Origin of the sequence: Mesorhizobium sp. C120A (assembly GCF_030323105.1) — a bacterium.
Lineage (GTDB): Bacteria > Pseudomonadota > Alphaproteobacteria > Rhizobiales > Rhizobiaceae > Mesorhizobium.
Window position 1 is genome coordinate 1,937,739 of record NZ_CP100476.1, and the last position, 19,409, is coordinate 1,957,147.

Annotated in this window: 18 protein-coding genes, 1 tRNA gene and 1 pseudogene; 10 read left to right on the forward strand and 10 right to left on the reverse strand. The window is 63.6% G+C overall.

Translation table 11 applies throughout. From position 1 onward, the window contains the following. Positions 1-20 precede the first annotated feature (20 nt). The 4 genes and pseudogenes from NL532_RS09515 to NL532_RS09530 form a co-directional block, all read right to left on the reverse strand. Positions 21-683: an aminotransferase class IV family protein gene (locus NL532_RS09515; protein WP_032899993.1), complete on the reverse strand. Its 663-nt coding sequence runs from the start codon at positions 681-683 to the stop codon at positions 21-23. Next, positions 632-1,777 (reverse strand): aminodeoxychorismate synthase component I, encoded by a 1,146-nt coding sequence (locus NL532_RS09520; RefSeq protein WP_023686400.1) that lies wholly within the window; start codon positions 1,775-1,777, stop codon positions 632-634. Before NL532_RS09520 ends, NL532_RS09515 begins: the two co-directional genes overlap by 52 nt. A gap of 163 nt (positions 1,778-1,940) precedes the next feature. Beyond that, positions 1,941-2,656, reverse strand: a pseudogene (locus NL532_RS09525) (helix-hairpin-helix domain-containing protein). Between the two features lie 413 nt (positions 2,657-3,069). After that, positions 3,070-4,908, reverse strand: a complete 1,839-nt coding sequence (locus NL532_RS09530) for a M3 family oligoendopeptidase (RefSeq protein ID WP_023828220.1) — start codon at positions 4,906-4,908, stop codon at positions 3,070-3,072. Between the two features lie 145 nt (positions 4,909-5,053). On the opposite strand from NL532_RS09530, the gene NL532_RS09535 reads away from it, so the two are divergent. From NL532_RS09535 to NL532_RS09545, 3 genes are all read left to right on the forward strand, one after another. Beyond that, positions 5,054-6,592, forward strand: a complete 1,539-nt coding sequence (locus NL532_RS09535; protein WP_023686396.1) for a sigma-54-dependent transcriptional regulator — start codon at positions 5,054-5,056, stop codon at positions 6,590-6,592. Positions 6,593-6,981: 389 nt separating this feature from the next. Continuing rightward, entirely contained in the window at positions 6,982-8,808 is a 1,827-nt protein-coding gene (gene mepK, locus NL532_RS09540) for a peptidoglycan L,D-endopeptidase MepK (protein ID WP_023828219.1), read from the forward strand. A gap of 115 nt (positions 8,809-8,923) precedes the next feature. Further along, a tRNA-Gln gene (locus tag NL532_RS09545) sits at positions 8,924-8,997 on the forward strand. A 139-nt stretch (positions 8,998-9,136) separates the two neighbouring features. On the opposite strand, the gene NL532_RS09550 is transcribed toward NL532_RS09545, so the two are convergent. Continuing rightward, entirely contained in the window at positions 9,137-9,775 is a 639-nt protein-coding gene (locus NL532_RS09550) for a 2-dehydro-3-deoxy-phosphogluconate aldolase (RefSeq protein ID WP_023828218.1), read from the reverse strand. Between the two features lie 174 nt (positions 9,776-9,949). Here NL532_RS09550 and trhO point away from each other — a divergent pair, with 174 nt between their 5' ends. Then, a complete protein-coding gene (gene trhO, locus NL532_RS09555) occupies positions 9,950-10,876 on the forward strand; it encodes an oxygen-dependent tRNA uridine(34) hydroxylase TrhO (RefSeq protein WP_023828217.1) in 927 nt (308 codons plus the stop codon). A 23-nt stretch (positions 10,877-10,899) separates the two neighbouring features. On the opposite strand, the gene NL532_RS09560 is transcribed toward trhO, so the two are convergent. Further along, entirely contained in the window at positions 10,900-11,262 is a 363-nt protein-coding gene (locus NL532_RS09560; RefSeq protein WP_023701047.1) for a YybH family protein, read from the reverse strand. A gap of 205 nt (positions 11,263-11,467) precedes the next feature. Here NL532_RS09560 and NL532_RS09565 point away from each other — a divergent pair, with 205 nt between their 5' ends. Further along, positions 11,468-12,205, forward strand: a complete 738-nt coding sequence (locus NL532_RS09565) for a tellurite resistance TerB family protein (RefSeq protein ID WP_023828216.1) — start codon at positions 11,468-11,470, stop codon at positions 12,203-12,205. Positions 12,206-12,293: 88 nt separating this feature from the next. Here the strand turns inward: NL532_RS09565 and NL532_RS09570 are convergent, their stop codons facing one another. After that, positions 12,294-12,416, reverse strand: a complete 123-nt coding sequence (locus NL532_RS09570; RefSeq protein WP_023710951.1) for a hypothetical protein — start codon at positions 12,414-12,416, stop codon at positions 12,294-12,296. 144 nt (positions 12,417-12,560) lie between these two features. Between NL532_RS09570 and NL532_RS09575 the strand changes: the two genes are divergently transcribed. Continuing rightward, positions 12,561-13,322 (forward strand): SDR family oxidoreductase, encoded by a 762-nt coding sequence (locus NL532_RS09575; RefSeq protein ID WP_023828215.1) that lies wholly within the window; start codon positions 12,561-12,563, stop codon positions 13,320-13,322. A gap of 12 nt (positions 13,323-13,334) precedes the next feature. Here NL532_RS09575 and NL532_RS09580 read toward each other — a convergent pair whose 3' ends face one another. Then, on the reverse strand, positions 13,335-14,519 hold the full coding sequence (locus NL532_RS09580; RefSeq protein WP_023710953.1) for a pyridoxal phosphate-dependent aminotransferase: 1,185 nt from the start codon (positions 14,517-14,519) through the stop codon (positions 13,335-13,337). Positions 14,520-14,602: 83 nt separating this feature from the next. Here NL532_RS09580 and NL532_RS09585 point away from each other — a divergent pair, with 83 nt between their 5' ends. Genes NL532_RS09585 through denD form a run of 4 tightly spaced genes read left to right on the forward strand, consistent with a single transcriptional unit; the run spans position 14,603 to position 17,536 of the window. Next, positions 14,603-15,289: a GNAT family N-acetyltransferase gene (locus tag NL532_RS09585; protein ID WP_023710954.1), complete on the forward strand. Its 687-nt coding sequence runs from the start codon at positions 14,603-14,605 to the stop codon at positions 15,287-15,289. Positions 15,290-15,304: 15 nt separating this feature from the next. Next, positions 15,305-16,276 carry a cation diffusion facilitator family transporter gene (locus NL532_RS09590; RefSeq protein ID WP_023828214.1) on the forward strand — a complete coding sequence of 324 codons (972 nt, stop codon included), beginning with the start codon at positions 15,305-15,307 and terminating at the stop codon, positions 16,274-16,276. 58 nt (positions 16,277-16,334) lie between these two features. Continuing rightward, a complete protein-coding gene (locus NL532_RS09595) occupies positions 16,335-16,541 on the forward strand; it encodes a hypothetical protein (RefSeq protein WP_023686390.1) in 207 nt (68 codons plus the stop codon). Positions 16,542-16,552: 11 nt separating this feature from the next. Continuing rightward, the gene (denD, locus tag NL532_RS09600) at positions 16,553-17,536 is read left to right on the forward strand and encodes a D-erythronate dehydrogenase (protein ID WP_023828213.1); all 984 of its coding nucleotides are present in this window, start codon (positions 16,553-16,555) and stop codon (positions 17,534-17,536) included. A gap of 10 nt (positions 17,537-17,546) precedes the next feature. Here the strand turns inward: denD and NL532_RS09605 are convergent, their stop codons facing one another. Both NL532_RS09605 and NL532_RS09610 read right to left on the reverse strand, forming a co-directional pair. Continuing rightward, positions 17,547-18,704 (reverse strand): nickel/cobalt transporter, encoded by a 1,158-nt coding sequence (locus tag NL532_RS09605; protein WP_502882004.1) that lies wholly within the window; start codon positions 18,702-18,704, stop codon positions 17,547-17,549. A gap of 8 nt (positions 18,705-18,712) precedes the next feature. Continuing rightward, on the reverse strand, positions 18,713-19,381 hold the full coding sequence (locus NL532_RS09610) for a DUF1007 family protein (protein ID WP_023671926.1): 669 nt from the start codon (positions 19,379-19,381) through the stop codon (positions 18,713-18,715). Positions 19,382-19,409 lie beyond the last annotated feature (28 nt).

Sequence of the window (19,409 nt, forward strand, 5' to 3'; positions counted from 1 at the left end):
ATTCTCGCAGCCGCTTCGTATCAGGCCAATGTTGCCGGGATCAAGCCGCGCAGAGAATTGCCGACGAACAGTATTTTGGCGGATTTCAACTCGTCATAGCTGTAGATCGCCTCCTGGGCGCGGCCTTCGTCCAACAGCTCGGCGCGCAATACGCCAGGCAGCAGGCCGCAGTCGAGCCTGGGTGTCATCAGCATGCCATCACCGAAATCGGCGAAGACGTTGGTGATGGTGCCTTCGCAGATTTCACTGCGCTCATTTGCGAGCAACACTTCGTCGGCCTGGGTGATCAGATATTCGGAGCGGGCGTGAGTGTAGACTTGCCGCCGGCCGGTCTTGTGGCGCAGCAGCGTGTCGGTGGAGGAGAGCCGCACCCGTGCCAGCTGCAGCCGCCAGACCTTGTCGGCGGCGAACGGCTCATAGGGCTGGACCGAGGCGGTCACTTCGCCATTGCGCTGCAGGACGAGCCGGGTGCGCAGCGCCGTCTGCTGCGCCCCGATAGTATTCGCCAGCACCTCGCCGATCCGCCGCGGATCGCAGGCAAAGCCGAGTTCTTCCGCCGAGCCGTAAAGGCGCGCGAGATGGCGTTCGAAGCGCAGAAAGCCCTGGCCGGGCTCCCAGCGCATGGTCTCGATCAGCTCGAAATCGGCGGTGTCCCCGTCGCGAAGCGCGCCTTCAGCAGACACTCCTGATACTCCTCTTGCGCCGTCGAATCGAAGACGACGCCGCCGCCGACATTGTAAACGGCCTCGCCACTGGAAAAGAGCGATATGGTGCGGATCGCCACCGAAAAGCGCATCATGCCGCCAGGCGCGATCCAGCCGATGGCGCCGCAATAGACGTCGCGCGGTGTCTCTTCCAGCTCGTGCAGGATTTCCATGGCTCGGATTTTCGGCGCGCCGGTGATCGAGCCACAGGGAAACAGCGCGCCAAAGATTTGGCGGATGCCGAGATCAGGCAGAAGCTTCGCTCGCACACGGCTCACCATCTGGTGGACGGTCGGGTAGCTCTCGATGCGGAACAGTTCCGGGACCTCCAGCGTGCCGACCTCGCTGATCAGTGAGATGTCATTGCGCAGGAGATCGACGATCATTCGGTTCTCGGCCTGGTTCTTTTCGTCGCTGCGCAAGAAGGACTTCAACCGCGCGTCCTCGGCCTTGGTCGCGCCGCGCGGTGCGGTGCCCTTCATCGGGTGGGTTTCGATCATGCCTAAGGCATTGATCTCGAAGAACAGCTCGGGCGAACGCGATAAGATGATGGGATCGCCGAGCGAAATCAGTGCGCCATACTTGACCGGCTGGCGTCCTGTCAGTGCGTCGAAGGCAGCAACCGGATCGCCCGACCATTGGGCACGGACCGGAAAGGTCAGGTTGCCTTGGTAGCAATCGCCCTTGCGGATGTGGTCGTGGAGGCGCGCGAAGCCTTTGGCGTAGTCCTGAGCGGACCAACTGGCCCGGGCGTCGAAGATGGGGCCATTGGTGGCAGGCGCATCGTTGCGCGGCACCGCCTCTTCGACCGGAGCATCGAAGACACCCAGACAAACCAGTGGCGCGCGCCGGCCTTCAGGCAGCAGCGGCACTAGTTTCGGTTCGAGCAGATAGCCCGCTTCGTAGGAGAAATAGCCGGCCAGCCATTTGCCGGCATCGCTCGCCGCCTGCGCGGCCGCCAGCGCCGGCAGAAAATCCTTGGCATCATAGGCAATGATGATGTCGGCCGGGTGGTCGAAGACCAACTGACGGCCGCTTTCATCGTTGCGGAAAATGGCAGAGGGCAGGGGCATGGGGCTCGGGTACTGCGGTCGACAACGCCAGAACCGCTCTATATGGGGGCCGGGCGGCGTGCAATCGAGGGAGCGGCGTCGCAGGGCGCAAAGACAGTGGCGAATGCAAAAACAAAGACAGCGCCCGAGAGCGCCGCCTTCTGGTTATGTTGCCGATGACGGATCAGCTGTTGTTGGCGGTCCCGGCGCTCGGGAATTGGCGTGCGAACTCCTTTTCGTCGCCGGTGGCAAGCAGCTTGGCCTGCTCGACCCAGTTTTCGCGGGCGATGCGGCCGTCGAAATTCAGCGTGTCCTCGATGCGCTTGACATCGGCCGCGGTCCAGCCGGCGATCTGCGCGTAGGTCGTGACGCCAAGGCCCTTGAGCAGTTTGTCGTTGACCGGGCCGATACCGATCAGGCGGCGCAGATTGTCGGCCTTCCCAGCTGCCGGGGCGGCCTTCTTCGGGACGGCAGCGGGTTTGAAGCAGCGGCTTTGGGCGCGGCCTTGGCGGCGGCAGGTTTGCTGGCCGCTGGTTTTGCGGCCGCGGATTTGGCCGCAGCTGGTTTGGCCGCGGCGGGTTTGGCGGGGGCCGGTTTCGCGGCCGGGGCGGACTTGGCCTTTGCCGCTGTCGATACCAGCGCAGCCGGCGCCGAACTTGAAGGCTTGGCGGATGGAGCTGATGTTTCACGCAGCCGGCGTTCGAGATCGGCGCGGGTCTTGCCGCAGGCGTCGAGTTCGCCAGTCAGGCGATCGGCGTCGGCGCGCAGTCTGTCACGCTCGCTGCGGGTGCGGTCGAGATCGCCGCGCAAGCTGTCAAGCTCACCGCGCAGCCGGCCCCAGATAAACCAGCCAACCAACAAACCTACAAGGAACGCCAGGACAATGTAGAAGAAGGTCATCGTCTCTCTCCAGTCGGATCCGTCCGCCGCCGTCTCAAGTCATGACCTTGGCAGATCGGATCATCCAATGTGGTTCGGCGGTTCATGGAACAGCCGGTCTGTCGTCGAGTGTCGGCGTTCGGCTTTCCGCCCATTGCCAACCGTCGCTGTCGCATTCGTCAGACCGCTGCCATGGGCCGGGATACTGTCCGGCCTTAACCCGCGCGCCCGGCTGAGCTTCGGTCGAAAAGCTATCATACGGCTTCGGGAAAGCTAACGGAAAATTTCGCCGGAGAGTTATTCAAGAACAGATATTTAGAACAAGAACAGCGCTGCCGTCACATGCATTCCGGCTAAACTGTTCTGCGATTCCGCAAAGTCGAGACCGCTGCTGAACCTGTCACTCTGCGCCATCGGTCCAATGGGTGCGCGCATTAACTGTCGAGCGCTTCCAGCTCGTCGATCAGGCCGCCGATCACGCCAAGCCCGATCTGCCAGAAGGCGGGGTCGGTGGCGTCGAGGCCGAAGGGCGCGAGAAGCTCCGAGTGATGCTTGGTGCCGCCGGCGCGCAACATCTCGAAATACTTGTCCTGGAAGCCATGCTCGGCGTTCTGGTAGACCGCGTACAGCGAGTTCACCAGGCAGTCGCCAAAGGCATAGGCGTAGACGTAGAAGGGGGAGTGGACGAAGTGCGGGATGTAGGTCCAGAAGACCTCATAGCCCTCGCGCAGCTTGATCGCCGGCCCCAGGCTTTCTGCCTGCACCTCGAGCCAGAACTGGCCGAGCTTGTCGGAGGTCAGTTCGCCGTTCTTGCGCTCTGCATGCACCTTGCGCTCGAACTCGTAGAAGGCGATCTGGCGCACGACCGTGTTGATCATGTCCTCGACCTTCTGGGCGAGCATCGCCTTGCGCTCGCGCTTGTCGGTGGTCTGGTCGAGCAGCGAACGGAAGGTCAGCATCTCGCCGAATACCGAGGCCGTCTCGGCCAAAGTCAGCGGCGTCGAAGCCATCAGGGCGCCCTGGCCGCCGGCCAGCACCTGATGCACGCCGTGGCCGAGTTCATGCGCCAGCGTCATCACATCGCGCGGCTTGCCCATGTAGTTGAGCAGCACGTAAGGGTGCGCCGAAGGCACGGTCGGATGGGCGAAGGCGCCGGGCGATTTGCCGGGCCTGACCGGCGCGTCGATCCAGTTGCGGTCGAAGAAGACGCGGGCGATCTCCGCCATATCGGGGGAAAAGCGCTGATAGGCCGACAGCACGGTGTTCCTGGCGTCGTCCCAAGGGATCACGGCCTGCGGCGTCTCGGGCAAGGGGGCGTTGCGGTCCCAGTGGTTCATCACCTCCATGCCGAGCCAGCGCGCCTTCATCGCGTAGTAGCGATGCGACAGGCGCGGATAGGCTTCGCGCACGGCCGACGCCAGCGCATCGACCACGCTGCGCTCGACGCGGTTGGCGAGATGGCGTGAATCGGCGATGTCCTCGAAGCCGCGCCAGCGGTCGGAAATCTCCTTGTCCTTGGCCAGCGTGTTGGTGATCAGCGTGAAGGTGCGCAGGCTCTTGCGGAAGGTTGCGGCCAGCGCTTCGGAGGCGCGGCGGCGGACCTCCCCATCGGCGTCCTGCAGGCGGTTCAGCGCCGGCTCCAGCGTCAGTTCCTCGCCGTCTATGTCGAAGCGCAGATCGGTCATCGTCTCGTCGAACAGCCGGTTCCAGGCACCGCGTCCGGTGATCGATTTCTCATGGAACAGCTGCTCGACCCGGTCCTCGAGCTGGTAGGGCTTGTCCATTCTGAGGTCGAGCACCCAGGGGCGGTAATGGGCAAAGCCGGCGTCGGCGGCGAGGGCTGCTTCGAGCGCCTTGTCATTGATCAGGTTCAGCTCCAGCGCGAAGAACAAAAGATGCGCGCTGGCGTCGGTCATCTTCTCCTGGATGTCGCCATAGAGCTTTGCGCGCTGCGGATCGGCGGTGTTGCCGGCATAGATCAGGCCGGCATAGGAGACGATGCGGCCGATCAGTTCCTCCAGCGCCTCATAGGCTGTCAGCGCCTCGCCAAGCCTGCCGGCGCTGCCGCGCTCGGCCTCCGCAGCCAGCGTGCCCTTCCAGCGGTTCTCGAAGGCGACGGCATCGGCCGCCGCCTTGGCAAGGTCGCGCTTCAGTTCGGGTGCTTCCATGCCGGAATAGAGGTCGGCGAGATTCCATTCCGGCAGGTCGCCGAGTTCCGCCGCGCCCTGACCGGACGCTACCGCCGTAAGCTGCCGACCGAGAATCCTGCTCATCAACAATTACCTTCTGGAATCAAGGGGAAAGGACAAGCCGGTCAAATCCTAAGGAATTCGTTCACCGGGTTTTTTGAAACATTGTTTAGAACCCTGTGCCAAGATGATCCATGGGAATTTCCCAGGCGGGCAACTCAAATCAGTCATGACAGGTTCCATTCTTATAGTCGATGACGATCCCGTGCAGCGCCGGCTGCTCGAAGCGGCGGTGACGAAATTCGGCCACAGCGCCATCGTTGCCGATGGCGGCGAGGCCGGTCTGAGCGCGCTTGACGGACCCAATGCGAGGGATATTTCGGCAGTCATCCTCGACCTTGTCATGCCGGGCCTCGACGGCATCGGCGTGCTGAAGGCGATGCGCGAGCGCGGCATCACTGTTCCCGTCATTGTGCAGACTGCGCAGGGCGGCATCGAAACGGTGGTTTCGGCGATGCGCCACGGCGCTTTCGATTTTGTCGTCAAGCCGGCGTCTCCCGACCGGCTGCAGACCGCGATCGGCAACGCGCTCAAGGTCGAGGCCGTCGAGGACGAGGTCAAGCGCACGTCGCGGCGTCGCGGCGGCCACCTGACATTCAAGGACATGATTACGCACAGCCCGGCGATGGACCGGGTGATCCGCCTCGGCCAGAAGGCTGCGGCCTCCAACATCCCGATCCTGATCGAGGGCGAATCGGGCGTCGGCAAGGAACTGGTGGCGCGCGCCATCCAGGGCAGCGGCGAACGCCGCACAAAGCCGTTCGTCACCGTCAATTGCGGCGCCATCCCCGACAATCTGGTCGAATCGATCCTGTTCGGTCACGAAAAGGGTTCGTTCACCGGCGCCACCGAAAAGCACACCGGCAAGTTCGTCGAGGCGCATTCGGGCACGCTGTTCCTGGATGAGATCGGCGACCTGCCGCTCGACGTGCAGGTCAAGCTGCTGCGCGCCGTTCAGGATGGCGAGGTCGATCCGGTCGGCGGCCGTTCCACCGTCAGGGTCGACATCAGGCTGATCTCGGCCACGCACCGCAACCTTCTGCAGCAGGTCAAGGACGGCAAGTTTCGCGAGGACCTGTTCTACCGGCTCAACGTTTACCCGATCGTCGTGCCGCCGCTGCGCGACCGCCGCGACGACATCCCCTATCTGGTCAAGCATTTCATGGACAAGGTGGCGCCGGCGGGCAATCGCCTGCACGGCATCTCGGATGCCGCACTGGCCATGCTGCAGGCCTATGATTGGCCGGGAAACATCAGGCAGCTGGAAAACGCCGTGTTCAGGGCCTCGGTGCTTGCCGAAGGCGATGTGCTCACGACTGACGAATTTCCGCAGATCCGGGCGCAGGTCGACGGCACCGTCAATCTCGACGCCGATGCGTCCTTGTCGGACCCCGGCATGGCCTTGAGCACCGGATCGCAAGGCGATGGCGCGCAGACTGATGACGCCGGTACTGCAGCTGCCGAGCTCGCCCCTCCGGCCAGGTTGCTTCAGCGTTTCGGCACATTGAGGGCGCTGGACGAGCGTGGCAATGTGCGTGCGCTGGCCGATGTCGAACTCGAAATGATCAAGCTCGCCATCGACCATTACAACGGCCAGATGAGCGAGGTCGCACGGCGTCTCGGCATCGGCCGCTCGACGCTCTATCGCAAGCTCAAGGAATACGGCATCGACCCGGAAACCGGGCGCCTCGACCGCCTTGCCTCCTGAACGCCGAATTCCACAGCTTGCCAACGCAAGGCCGGGACCAGCTTGCCATGCCACATCCGGCGCTGCATAAGGGGTTGGGGCGGGAATATGGCTGATGCGACGCCGTTGTTCACGCATTAAGGCCAGCGGTAACAGATCGTGTAGCGGGAAAAGGCTGAATCTTGATCTAAACCAGCAGTTTACCAAGAAATCCTGTGTATTATTTTTGACGGGATATCGCCACGGTGTTACCGCATTTCGGCTTCAATAAGCGATGATTAACCATTAGGATCGATATTCGGATGTGAGAACCACGCATCCGTTTGGACAAATCCGGGGACAAACGGCAGCCTGCAAGGCCTTTTGATTTGAACAAAGTCGAACGACACAGAAACGGGCGGCGCGATCACATGGGCGTCTGGCCGAGATGGCTGGCAGCGTTGATCGTTGCGTTCGCTTTCCTCGCCGCAACTGCTGCCGGCGCTAGCGCTGAAACGCGCTCGCTCAAGCTCTATCACCTCCACACGCACGAAAAGGCCGAGATCGTCTACAAGCGCAATGGCCGCTACGATCCGGCAGGCCTCAGGAAGATCAACATCATCCTGCGCGACTGGCGTCGCAACGAACCGACCAAGATGGATCCGCGCCTGCTCGATCTGGTGTGGGAAGCTTACCGGCAGGCCGGCGCCACCGACTATATCCAGGTCGTCTGCGGCTATCGCTCGCCGTCGACCAATTCGATGCTGCGCAGCCGCAGCCGCGGTGTCGCCAAGGAAAGCCAGCATATGCTGGGCAAGGCGATGGACTTCTACATTCCGGGTGTGCCGCTGAAAAAGCTGCGCAACATCGGCCTGAAGATGCAGGGCGGCGGCGTCGGCTACTATCCGTCGTCGGGTTCGCCCTTCGTCCACATGGACGTCGGAAATGTGCGGCATTGGCCAGGCATCAGCCGCCAGGAACTGGTCAGCCTGTTCCCCAATGGCAAGACGCTGCATGTGCCGAGCGACGGCAGGCCGTTGCCGGGTTATGACCAGGCGCTCGCCTCCTACAAGGCGCGCAAGGGCGCCGGTTCTCCTGCCATCATGATGGCCAGCGCAGGCGGCAGCACCAAGAAATCCGGTGGCTTCCTGTCCGCGTTCTTTGGCGGTGGCGGTGAAGACGAAGCCGACGACAGCGCCGATGTCGCTACCGCCGCGCCGCCGCCGAGAAGCGTGAAGCCGGTGCTGGCTGCCACGAGCAACAACAACAGCAATCTGCCTGGCATCGCGATCGTGTCGCCGCAGAACGCCAAGCGCGCCAACATTCCGCAGCTTGCCGACGACAGCGCTGACGATTCGGAGCCGCAGGACACGCCGGAGACGATCATCGCCGCGCTGCCCGCCAAGGAAGTGCCGCTGCCCGCTTTCGCACCGCGGCCGAAGGCCGATGTCGGCGCGCAACAACCTGAGACCGTGCCGTTCGGCGTGGCCGATGCCACCACCGAACAGACGGTGGCGACGGCGCAGGCGCCGGCCAATGTGCCGTTCGGCACGGCCGATGCGAGCAATGCCGACCAGGGGGCCGATCAAGCTGCCGCTCCGGCGCAGGTCGCGGTCAACGTCCCGTTGCCGACCTGGCGTCCCGACCGCTCTTCGCCGCCGGCTGAGCTTGCGCCGCAGGACAAGGGCGTTCTGCTGGCGCTGGCCGATACGGCTGCCCACAAGCAGACCGCAACCGACGCGTTCTCGGTGCTGCCGTCGCAGCGTCCGGACGAGGTCAAGGCGGTTCTCGAACAGGCCAGCGCCGCCGATACAGCCGGTGATACCGACGACTATCAGGTTGCGTCGCTCGAGCCTCGCTCGGCGTTCAACGATCCGTCAGGTGTCGATGCCGCATCGCCGCGCGGTGCTATTGCTGCCCGTCCCGCCGGTACCGATCCAGCCTCGGTGATCGGCGCCGGCGTCAAGACGACACGCAAGGAAGCAAGGGCTTCGGCTCGCGACCTGAAGCCAGGACCGAAGGCAGTGGTGGTGGCGGCCGAACCGCAGGCGGCGCGCTGGGCGCTGAGCAGCGGCGACAACATCGCCACCGTTTCCAGCCCGACGACTGCGCCGCGCTATGCCTACAACATCGTGCATACGCCGCCGAGCGAGGTCTACACCGCAGGCTTCCAGGCGGACAACCAGATGGCCGATGCCAACCGCTTCACCGGCAATGCCGTAAAATTCCTTTCGGTCGCCCGCTTCCAGACGAAGTAAGAGCTCGACGGGGTAAACATCGAAGCCGCGCTGGGCAACCCGCGCGGCTTTTTGCTGTTGGCGAATCTCCAGCACTGGCTTCTAGCGTCCCGGAATGCTAACCACCAGCCTGCATTCCCGCTTCGTCTAATGGTAGGACAGCGCCCTTTGAAGGCGTGAATCGTGGTTCGAGCCCATGAGCGGGAACCAAAATCTCAACGCGTAGCAAACCCGGTCGGCGCAGCTGGCGGGTTTTTGTGCCGAGTGCAATTCCGGGAACACTGTGATTTTCCCGGGAAAGCGCGGAGCGCTTCCCTTGGGAATTGCGCAAAGACAAAGTAGCGGAGGGTTATTTTCCGAGCTTGCTCGCGGTCTGTGCGAGCGCCTCGATCTCATCCCACTTGCCGGCCTTGACCAACTCGTCCGGCGCCACCCACGAGCCGCCGACGCAGATAACGTTGGACAGGCTGAGATAGCCGGCCGCGTTCTTGGCCGAGATGCCGCCGGTCGGGCAGAATTTCACGTCGGCCAGCGGCGAGGCAAAGGCCTTCAGCGAGGCGATGCCGCCGGATTGTTCGGCCGGGAAGAATTTCAGGAACCGCAGGCCGGCCTCGCGGGCAGCCATGATCTCGCCGGGCGTGATGGCGCCGGGCAGCAAGGGAACGTCGCTGTCCTTGGCCGCCGCCAGCAACTCTCGCGTGATGCCGGGGCTGACGATGAATTTCGAGCCAGCGGCCGCTGCCTCGTCGAACTGCTTGGCATCGAGAATTGTGCCGGCGCCGACAATGGCGCCCTCGACCTCACCGGCGACGCGGCGGATCGCTTCCAGCGCATCGGCGGTTCTCAGCGTGATCTCGATCGCCGGCAGGCCGCCGGCGGCCAGCGCCCGGGCGAGCGGGACGGCGTCCGCGACATTGGCGATCTTCAGCACCGGAATGACCGGCTGGCCATTGAGCAGCGACAGGAGCGTTTCGGTCTTGCTGAGCATTGGCTTGTCTCTCCCTAGGTGATTTCAACCGATTAGCAGAAGGCCGATTCCGAGTCCACGAAACCCGGCCTGCCGCGATGTCACATGTCGGCCAACGAGCCTGCGGGCGAATACCGACGAAGTGTCTTTAGCTCTGCCTTGAATCCGCTTTGACCACGGTTTAGTGGCTTGGCGATGACCAACCGTGAACCCGTGCGCGTTGCCGCACTCTACAAATTTGCGAGGCTGGGCGACTTCGAGGCGCTGCGGGTCTTGCGCACGCCACTTGCCGCCTTCTGCTGCGGGCGCGGCATCAAGGGCACATTGCTTCTGGCGCAGGAAGGTATTAACGGCACGGTCGCCGGCAGCGAAACCGACATAGCCGACCTGATCGCTTATCTCGAGGCCATCGAGGGTCTTGCCGATCTCGAGGTCAAATACAGCACTGCCGCCGAAATGCCGTTCCATCGCATGAAGGTGCGGCTGAAGCGCGAGATCGTCACCATGGGCGTCGAAGACCTCGACCCGGCGACGGGTGCGGGGACCTATGTCGCGCCGGCCGACTGGAACGCGCTGATCTCGGACCCCGGCACCATCGTCATCGACACTCGCAACGCGTACGAAGTGTCGATCGGCACGTTCGAGGGCGCGGTGGACCCGCGCACGTCGAGCTTTCGCGAATTCCCGGCCTGGGTGGAAAAACACCGCGACCAACTCGACGGCCGCAAGGTTGCGATGTTCTGCACCGGCGGCATCCGCTGCGAAAAGGCGACGGCCTACGTGAAGTCGCTCGGCTTCGAGGATGTGTTCCATCTCAAGGGCGGCATCCTCAGATATCTTGAAGAGGTGCCGGCCGAAGACAGCCTGTGGCAGGGCGAGTGTTTCGTCTTCGACGAGCGGGTCTCGGTGTCGCATGGGTTGACCGAAGGCGAGGCCGAACTCTGCCGCGCCTGCCGGCATCCGCTGACGCCGGAGGACCGGCTGTCGCCGCATTTTTCCACCGGCGTGTCATGCCCGCATTGCTACGAGGCACGCTCGGATGAGGATCGCACCCGCTATGCCGAGCGCCAGCGCCAGGTCGAACTTGCGCAGGCGCGGGGCAGGGGACATATCGGCAGTTAAGTGCCGCCGACGCCCTGACTGGATCACCACACGACAGAATAGCGGTCGATCACCCACAGCCATGTGCCGTCGGCCTGCCGGCGCGCGACCTCTGAGGTTATCGAGCCGTCGGCAAGCCTGGTCGACGTCAACGCGAGGTCGCCGTTGATGGCCGCCGGGCGCTGCTCGCCGCGCTGGAACTTTCGTCCGCTCGCGGCAAAGGCTTCGAACAAAGCGCGGATCGCCTCGTGGCCACGCGTCAATTCGGCTGCTCCGGTGTCGATGACGGCATCGGGTTGGAACAACGCCACCATGCCGTCAATGTCTCCGGCCCACTGCCGGTCGATCAACAAACGTTCCAGATCCTGCGGATCGCGAGCCGGTTCCCGGCCAGGTTGATCGGTCACGGCAAGGTTCCTCCCTCGGCAATGCGGCGGCGACATTAGCGCAAGCCGGGGCCGGTATTGACACACCGATCACCGATTTGCGGCATTGCCGGCGCCGATAGCAAAGCGCGTCTCCGTCATTGTAATGTCAGTGTGCGGGACCTACCTCTGCAACGTCCAAAACCTGCCCGTTCACGTTTGGCGCGGGCCCTTTTCTGGAGGCACCATGTTCGACCCCAAGAAGCTTCTCGACGATCTGCTCGGCTCGCAAGTTCCCGGCACAACCGGCACCGTTCGCGACAAGGCCGGGCAGGCTGTGCAGATGGCCAAGGACAATCCGCTGGCCGCCGGTGCGCTGGCTGCGGTGCTGCTTGGAACCGGCACGGGACGGCAGGTCACCGGCACGGCCGTGAAGCTCGGCGGACTGGCTGCGATCGGCGGTCTCGCCTACAAGGCCTACCAGAATTACAAGGCCGGCAATGCACCCGAGCAGGCGCCGGCGGCCGGCCAGCCGGAATTGCTGCCGCCGCCCGCCGACACCGGCTTTCATCCTTCACAGGCGCCACAGGGCGAGGACGAGTTCACGCTGACCCTGGTGCGGGCGATGATCTCGGCGGCCAAGGCCGATGGCCATGTCGATGACGCGGAACGCCAAAAGATCGCCGGCAAGCTCAGTCTGGCCGGCATCGGCACGGAAGCGGAAAAGTTTCTGATGGCCGAGCTGGACAGCCCGCTCGACCTCGATACGCTGGTCGCCGGCGCCAAGACCGATGAGCAGAGGCTCGAGCTCTACACGGCGTCGCGACTGACGATCGACCCCGATACGCGCGCCGAACGCGGCTATCTCGACCTGCTCGCCGGCCGGCTCGGCCTGCCGGATGCGCTGGTCGATCATGTCGAGGCGACGGTGTCGGCGGCCAAGGTGCCGGTCCCGTCAGGCACGACGCCGAACCCGCGCTGGTAGACAACGCAGCCGCGCGCCTGGGGCAGGGGGGCCGAGGCCGGAAAAAATGCGTTAACGTCTCGTTTACCGAGGAAGCGCATGATTTTAGTCAGTCGGATCGGCTTTCCTCCTCCCAAGCCCGGTTCAGATCAGGGCGGTCGCCAATGACCGCCCTTTTTGTTGGACCGATCACATAAAGTGCGTCGCGCTTCATGTTTTTGTCCTGATGCATGTCGTTCTCTCAGAACCGGGGCCACTTTTGAGCGACATGCATTAGTGTCCGGCTTGCCATGATCGCCTTCATTTGCGATGGGTCGGTGCATTCGGATGCACCCCGATCTGTGCCGGGGATGCGCGGCGCGCAGGAGCAAAATCCATGACAGCCCTTACAGAGAAAACCGCCATCGTCACCGGTGCCGGCACCGGCATCGGCAAGAGCGTCGCCACGGCGCTGCTCAAGGCGGGTTGGAACACGGTGTTTTGCGGCCGCCGCAAAGCGGTGCTCGATGCCGCCATTACCGAGGCCGGGAAAACGGACGCCAAGGCGCTGGCGGTTGCCTGCGACATCAGCAAGGCCGGCGAAGTCGATGATCTGTTCGAGACGGTGGCCGCAGCCTTCGGCCGTGTCGATCTGCTCTTCAACAATGCCGGCATGAGCTACAAGTCGACGCCCATCGACGAGATCCCGGTCGAGGTCTGGAACGATATTGTCGGCGTCAATCTCACCGGATCGTTCCTATGCGCTCGCGCCGCCTTCAGCGTCATGCGCAAGCAAAAGCCAATGGGCGGCCGCATCATCAACAATGGCTCTGTGTCGGCCTATGCGCCACGGCCGGGCTCGGTGCCCTACACCGCGACCAAGCACGCCATATCGGGGCTGACCAAGACGCTGGCGCTCGACGGCCGGCCCTATGACATCGCCTGCGGCCAGATCGACATAGGCAACGCGCTGACCGATATGGCGCACGCAATGACGGTCGGCGTGCCGCAGGCCAATGGCACCATCGCCGCCGAGGCGGTGATGGACGTCCAACGCGTCGCCGACGCCGTCGTCCACATGGCCAGCCTGCCGCTCGACGCCAACGTGCTGTTCATGACCGTGATGGCGACCAAGATGCCGTTCGTGGGGCGTGGGTGAGCAGCCGAAGGCCTACTTCTTCAAAAACGCCTCGATCCGCTCCAGCGCTCGCAAGATGTTCTCTTCGGAATTGGCGTAGGAAAGCCTGATGTAGCCTTCGCCGAGAATGCCGAAATCGGGACCGCCGATCAGCGCCACGCCGGCCTCCTCGAGCAGTGCCGAGGCGAGCTTCTTGGCCTTCCAGCCGGTCTTCGAGACATTCGGAAAGGCATAGAAGGCGCCCTTCGGCGTTATGCAGGAGACGCCGGGCAGCGCGTTCAGCCCCTCGACCACGATCTTCCTGCGGTTGTCGAAGGCGCGCATCATCTTGTCGACATCGTCCTGCGGGCCGTCGATCGCGGCGATGCCGGCGAACTGGCTCGGCGCGTTGACGCAGGACCAGCAATTGACCGCCAGCTTGCGGACCTTGTCGTAGAGATGCCCGCCCTTGTCGCCATTCGGCCAGATCGACCAGCCCATGCGCCAGCCGGTCATCGCCCATGTCTTCGACCAGCCGTTGAGCACGATCAGCCGGTCGCGAATTTCCGGAAAATTGAGCAGCGAAAAATGCGTCTCGCCGTCATAGGTCATGACGTCGTAGATTTCGTCGGAGAGGATGGCGACCTGCGGATGCGCTTGCAGTCCCTTCACCAGCTTCTCGATCTCGGCGCGCGGCGTGACGCCGCCGGTCGGGTTGGCCGGTGAGTTGAGGATTAGCAGTCTGGTCTTCGACGTGATCAGCGCCAGCGTCTCTTCTGCCGAGAAGGCAAAGCCGTTCTCCTCGCGGATCGGCACCGGAATGGGCGCGGCGCCGGTGAACTCGATCATCGAGCGGTAGATCGGAAAGCCTGGGTCTGGATAGAGGATCTCGGCGCCGGGTTCGCCGAACATCAAGATGGCCGCGAACATGGTCGGCTTGCCGCCGGGCAGGATCATTACATTCTCGGGCGAGACTTCGACGCCGGTAGTGGTCAGCGTGCGCCGCACCACCGCTTCGCGCGTCGCCAGCAGGCCATTGGCGGGGGTGTAGCCATGGTGGCCGTCGCGCAGCGCCTTGATCGCGGCCTCGACAATGTGCTGCGGCGTTTTGAAGTCGGGCTGGCCGATGCCGAGATTGACGATGTCGCGGCCCTGTTGAGCCAGTGCAGTCGCGCGCGCCAGCACGGCAAAGGCGTTTTCCTCGCCGAGACGGTCGAAGGCCGAAATCGTGTGGAGCATTTTTCCCGTCCGTGTGGTTCTTGCTGTTAGGTCGCGTTTTTGTGAGCGTCTGCTCACAAAAGTCAAACGGATTGGAGTTTTGCGTGTCGGAAAATCTCAAAGATTGGCAAGCGCGTCCGCGGCCCGAGCGCAAGCCCATTGACGGCCGCTATGTCCGGCTCGAACCGCTGAGCGCCGAAAAGCACGGCGATGGGTTGTACGAGGCGTCGTCCGTGCCCGACATCGATGGACGCTTTGCCTGGCTGCCCGACTACCCGCCGCAAACCCGCGCCGATTTCCAGCCATGGCTGGACAAGGTCGAGGCGAGCGAGGATCCGCTGTTCTTCACCGTCATCGACAAGGCCAGCGGCAAGGTCGCCGGGCGACAGACGCTGATGCGCATCGATCCCGCCTATGGCGTCATCGAGATCGGCAACATCTATTGGGGGCCACTGATCTCGCGCAAGCCGGCAGCGACCGAGGCGCAGTTCCTGTTCATGAAGTACATTTTCGACGGGCTCGGCTATCGCCGCTACGAGTGGAAATGCAACAACCGCAACGACCCTTCGAAGCGCGCTGCGGAGCGGTTCGGCTTCAAGTTCGAGGGCATTTTCCGCCAGCATCTTGTGGTCAAGGGTGAAAACCGCGATACGGCATGGTACTCGATCATCGACAAGGAATGGCCGGCGCTGCGCAAAGCCTATGAGGCATGGCTCGATCCTGCCAATTTCGATGGCGAAGGCCGGCAGAAGCGGCGGCTCGAGGATTTCCGCGCCGAGTTCGGCGCGTAACAGGAGTTTTTTCCGATGGCGCACAGCCATGATCATGGTTTGCATGCTGGGCATGGCGCCGGCCACGTGCATGGCTCGACCGACAAGAAGCGTGTGCTGATCGCAGCCTGCCTGACCGCCGGCTTCATGGTGGCCGAAGGGCTTGGCGGCCTTTTGACGGGATCGCTGGCGCTGCTGGCCGACGCCGGCCACATGCTCGCCGACTCGATCGCGCTTGGCCTTGCCTGGTACGCCTTCCATCTTGGCGGGCGGCCGGCGACGGTGCGCCTCACCTACGGCTTCGGCCGAGTCAAGACGCTGGTTGCCTACACCAACGGCATTGCCATCTTCGCGATTGCGCTGTGGATCGTCTACGAAGCCTGGGGCCGGCTGATGACGCCGGCGCCGGTGCTGGGCGGGCCGATGCTGGTGGTGGCGATCGCCGGCCTTCTGGTAAACTTCGCCTCGTTCTTCGTGCTGCATGGCGGCGACCGCGACAGCCTCAACATGCGCGGCGCCATCCTGCATGTGCTGGGCGACCTGCTCGGCTCGGCGGCGGCGATCGTGGCGGCGCTGGTCATCCTGGCGACCGGCTGGACGCCGATCGACCCGATTCTGTCGGTGCTGGTCTCCCTGCTGATCCTGTCCACCGCGTGGTCGCTGATGCGCGAAGCCGCCCACGTCCTGCTCGAAGGCGTACCGGCAAGCCTCGACCGCGACCTCATCGCCAAGGACATTGCCGGCACCGTCAACGGCGTGCGCGAAGTGCATCACATGCATGTCTGGTCGCTCGACGGGTCCAGCAACATGGCGACGCTGCATGCCTGCCTCAACGATGGCGTCGATCCGCACCAGGCGGTCAGCGCCATCAAGAAGCGGCTCGCCGCCGAACACGGCATCAGCCACGCCACGGTTGAACCGGAATTCGGCCAGTGCGCCGACAGCCGTGACGAGCACGATCATGACCACGACCATGGTGCGCCACCGCATCACGGCCATTATCACTGACAGGGAATTTCATGGCATTGGCACCCGAGTTGACGAGTTCCCGCTGTGGCGGGACGGCATGATGGATCGCGACACGCGAAACGCGCTGATTGCCGCAGCCTGGATCATGCTGCTGTTCGGCATCGCGGCGTTCTATCTGCCGACCGTGATGCTGGCCGTCGGCAATGTCTCGACCGTACTTGCCGGCATCGTCGGCATCGCCTTCGTGCTGGCATTCTTTCTGGTGTTCTGGTTGCGGGGTCGCAGCCAGAACAAGGGCAAATAAGAGGCTTTGAAATGCGCATCCTGATTACTGGCGCCGCCGGCATGGTCGGCCGCAAACTTGTCGACCGGCTGGCCAAGGACGGCACGCTCAACGGCCGCAAGATCACCGGGCTCGACCTGCACGACATCGTGCCGCCGCAGGCGCCGGCGATGGACGGCGTCAGCATCGCCACGCATACCGGCGACCTTGCCGACGCCGGTGCTGCCGAGAGCCTGGTCGCCTCACGCCCCGACGTCATGTTCCATCTCGCCGGCATCGTGTCTGGCGAGGCGGAGGCGAATTTCGATCTCGGCTACCGCGTCAATCTCGACGGCACACGGGCACTGTTCGATGCGGTCCGGCTGGCGGGCTTTTCGCCGCGTCTGGTCTTCACCTCGTCGATCGCGGTGTTCGGCGCGCCGTTCCCCGATGTCATCCCGGACGACTTTCATCCGACGCCGCTGACCTCCTACGGCACGCAGAAGCAGATGAGCGAAGCGCTGCTGGCCGACTATTCCAGGCGCGGCTTCTTCGACGGCATCGGCATAAGGCTGCCGACCATCTGCGTGCGGCCCGGCAAGCCGAACAAGGCGGCGTCAGGTTTCTTCTCCGGTATCATCCGCGAGCCGCTGAGCGGCCACGAGGCGATCCTGCCGGTGCCGCGCTCGGTGCTGCATACCCATGCCAGCCCGCGCTCTGCGGTCGGTTTCCTGATCCATGCCGCTGGGCTCGACGGTGCCGCTGTCGGGCCGCGCCGCAACCTCACAATGCCCGGCGTTGCCGTCACCGTCGGCGAGCAGATCGAGGCGCTGGAGCGCACTGCAGGCGCCGAGGTGGCGAGCCTGATCCGTGAGGAGCCCGACGAAACGATCTGGGCGATCGTCAAGGGTTGGCCGACGCGCTTCGAGGCGCGCCGTGCAAGGGACCTCGGCTTCAGCGCCGAAAACAGTTTCGATGAAATCATCCGCGCTCATATCGAGGATGAGCTGGGCGGAGATATCGCGGGTCAGGCCTGACCCGCCGAGGTCACACAGCTCCGGACAGGCTCGCCGACAACAGCAACAGCCCGAACAGGAAGACGAAGGCGGCGCCGCCGATTTCGACGACTGTGTGGATGCGGTTGCCCATGCGGCCGTCGCCGGCGAAATAGACCGCCCAGTTCTTGGCTGTCACCGCGATCGTCGCCAGCGCCGAGACTGTGATGGCGGTGCCGATCGACATCGCCAGCACCGAGAGCAGGCCGCCGAGCCACAGGCCGTTGAGCAGCGCGAAGCTGAGCACAATCAGCGCGCCGGAGCAGGGACGGATGCCGACGGCGGCTACTGCCGACCAGGCCGTGCGCCAGTCGAAGCGATCGCCCGACAGCAGCGCCGGATCGGGCGCATGCGAATGGCCGCATGTGTCGCAGACCTCGCCGGCTGGGTGATCGTGATGAGCGTGGTCGTGATGGGAATGATCGTGCGTGTCGTGGTCGTGCGCAGCGTGATCGTGATGATCATGCGAATGGTCGTGATGCACATGCAAGGCATGCGAATGCGCATGCGCCGCGTGGCTGTGAGCGGCATGCGAATGGCCGCCATGGGAATGACCGGCGTGGGCTGCCGACAGGCTGTAGGCGGGCGCCTTGCCGAACCAGCGCAGGACCGTAGGCCCGAGCTTGCGCCACAGCAGCCAGGCGCCGAACAAAGTGACGAAGACATAGCTCATGATCTCCATGAACCAGGCTGCGTCGGTCATCGAGATGGCGGTGCCGCGCAGGACGAAATAGGCAAGCAGCATCACCAGGATCGCGGTCAGGCCCTGCAGCAGCGCCGAGACGAAGGACAGCAGGATACCGCGCCTGAGCGCCACTTCATTGGCCACCATGTAGGACGAGATCACCGCCTTGCCGTGGCCGGGGCCGGCGGCGTGGAAAATGCCGTAGGCGAAGGACAGGCCGATCAGCAGCCACATCTTGCTGCCGTCCTCGCGCATTGCTTTCATCGCCATGGCCAATGCGCGGTAGAATTCCTGCTGGCGCAGATTGATCCACATCAGGATGTGGGCGAACGGGCCGGTGGTGGGCGCCATGCCGTCATTGACACCGATGCCGAGTGAGCTCTGGGCATGGGCCTGCCCGAGAAAGTGCGTCATCAGCAGGGCAGCGGCCACGAGGCCGAATGCCAAACGCAGGGACGGTTTCATCACCGGATCTATCCTTCTGGCGGGCAATTCAGTTCGAGCTTGGTGGCGAAGATCTTGCTCATGTCGGTGCCTGTCGGGTCGTTGAAGAACGCGTCCGTCAGGGTCTTCTGGTTTTCCTTGATCGCCTCGTCTGGATCAGGCCGGATGACGCTCTTGGTGCAGTTCGAGGGCAGGCCTTCCACCGTGATGTTGCTATCCTCGGTGAAGTCGATCGCTGTGTAGAAGGTTGGATCGTAGACGCCGAAATCGATCTTGCCGGCGAGCTTGATCGGCACCTTGGGTTCGGATTCGAACAGGATGATCAACTGGTCGTTGTCGAAATTGGCCATCAGATGCGGTGGCGGCGTCATAGGCACGTCCTTGCCGTCGACGGTGACGAGCTGGAAATAGTTGAATTCGGCCAGCGAGGCATGAACTGTGTCGGCGACATCCTTCAGCTCCTTGTCGTCAAGCTTCAGGTCGGAGTTCTTGTCGAACTCCATCATCACCGTACTCGAAAACAGATCATCGAAACGCCAGAGGTGACGCAGCGCTTTCACACTTTGGTGATCCGGCGAGAGGATCACGTCGAGGCGGGCCTCGGCGAAGACATGAGGATGCGCTCCAGCCGCTCCGACGGAGGCAAAAGTCGTCGCCAGGGCCGAAGCCAGCATGATTGCGTGCCGTTTCAGATGCATTCTCGGTCGCTGTTCCATCGGCCTCGGA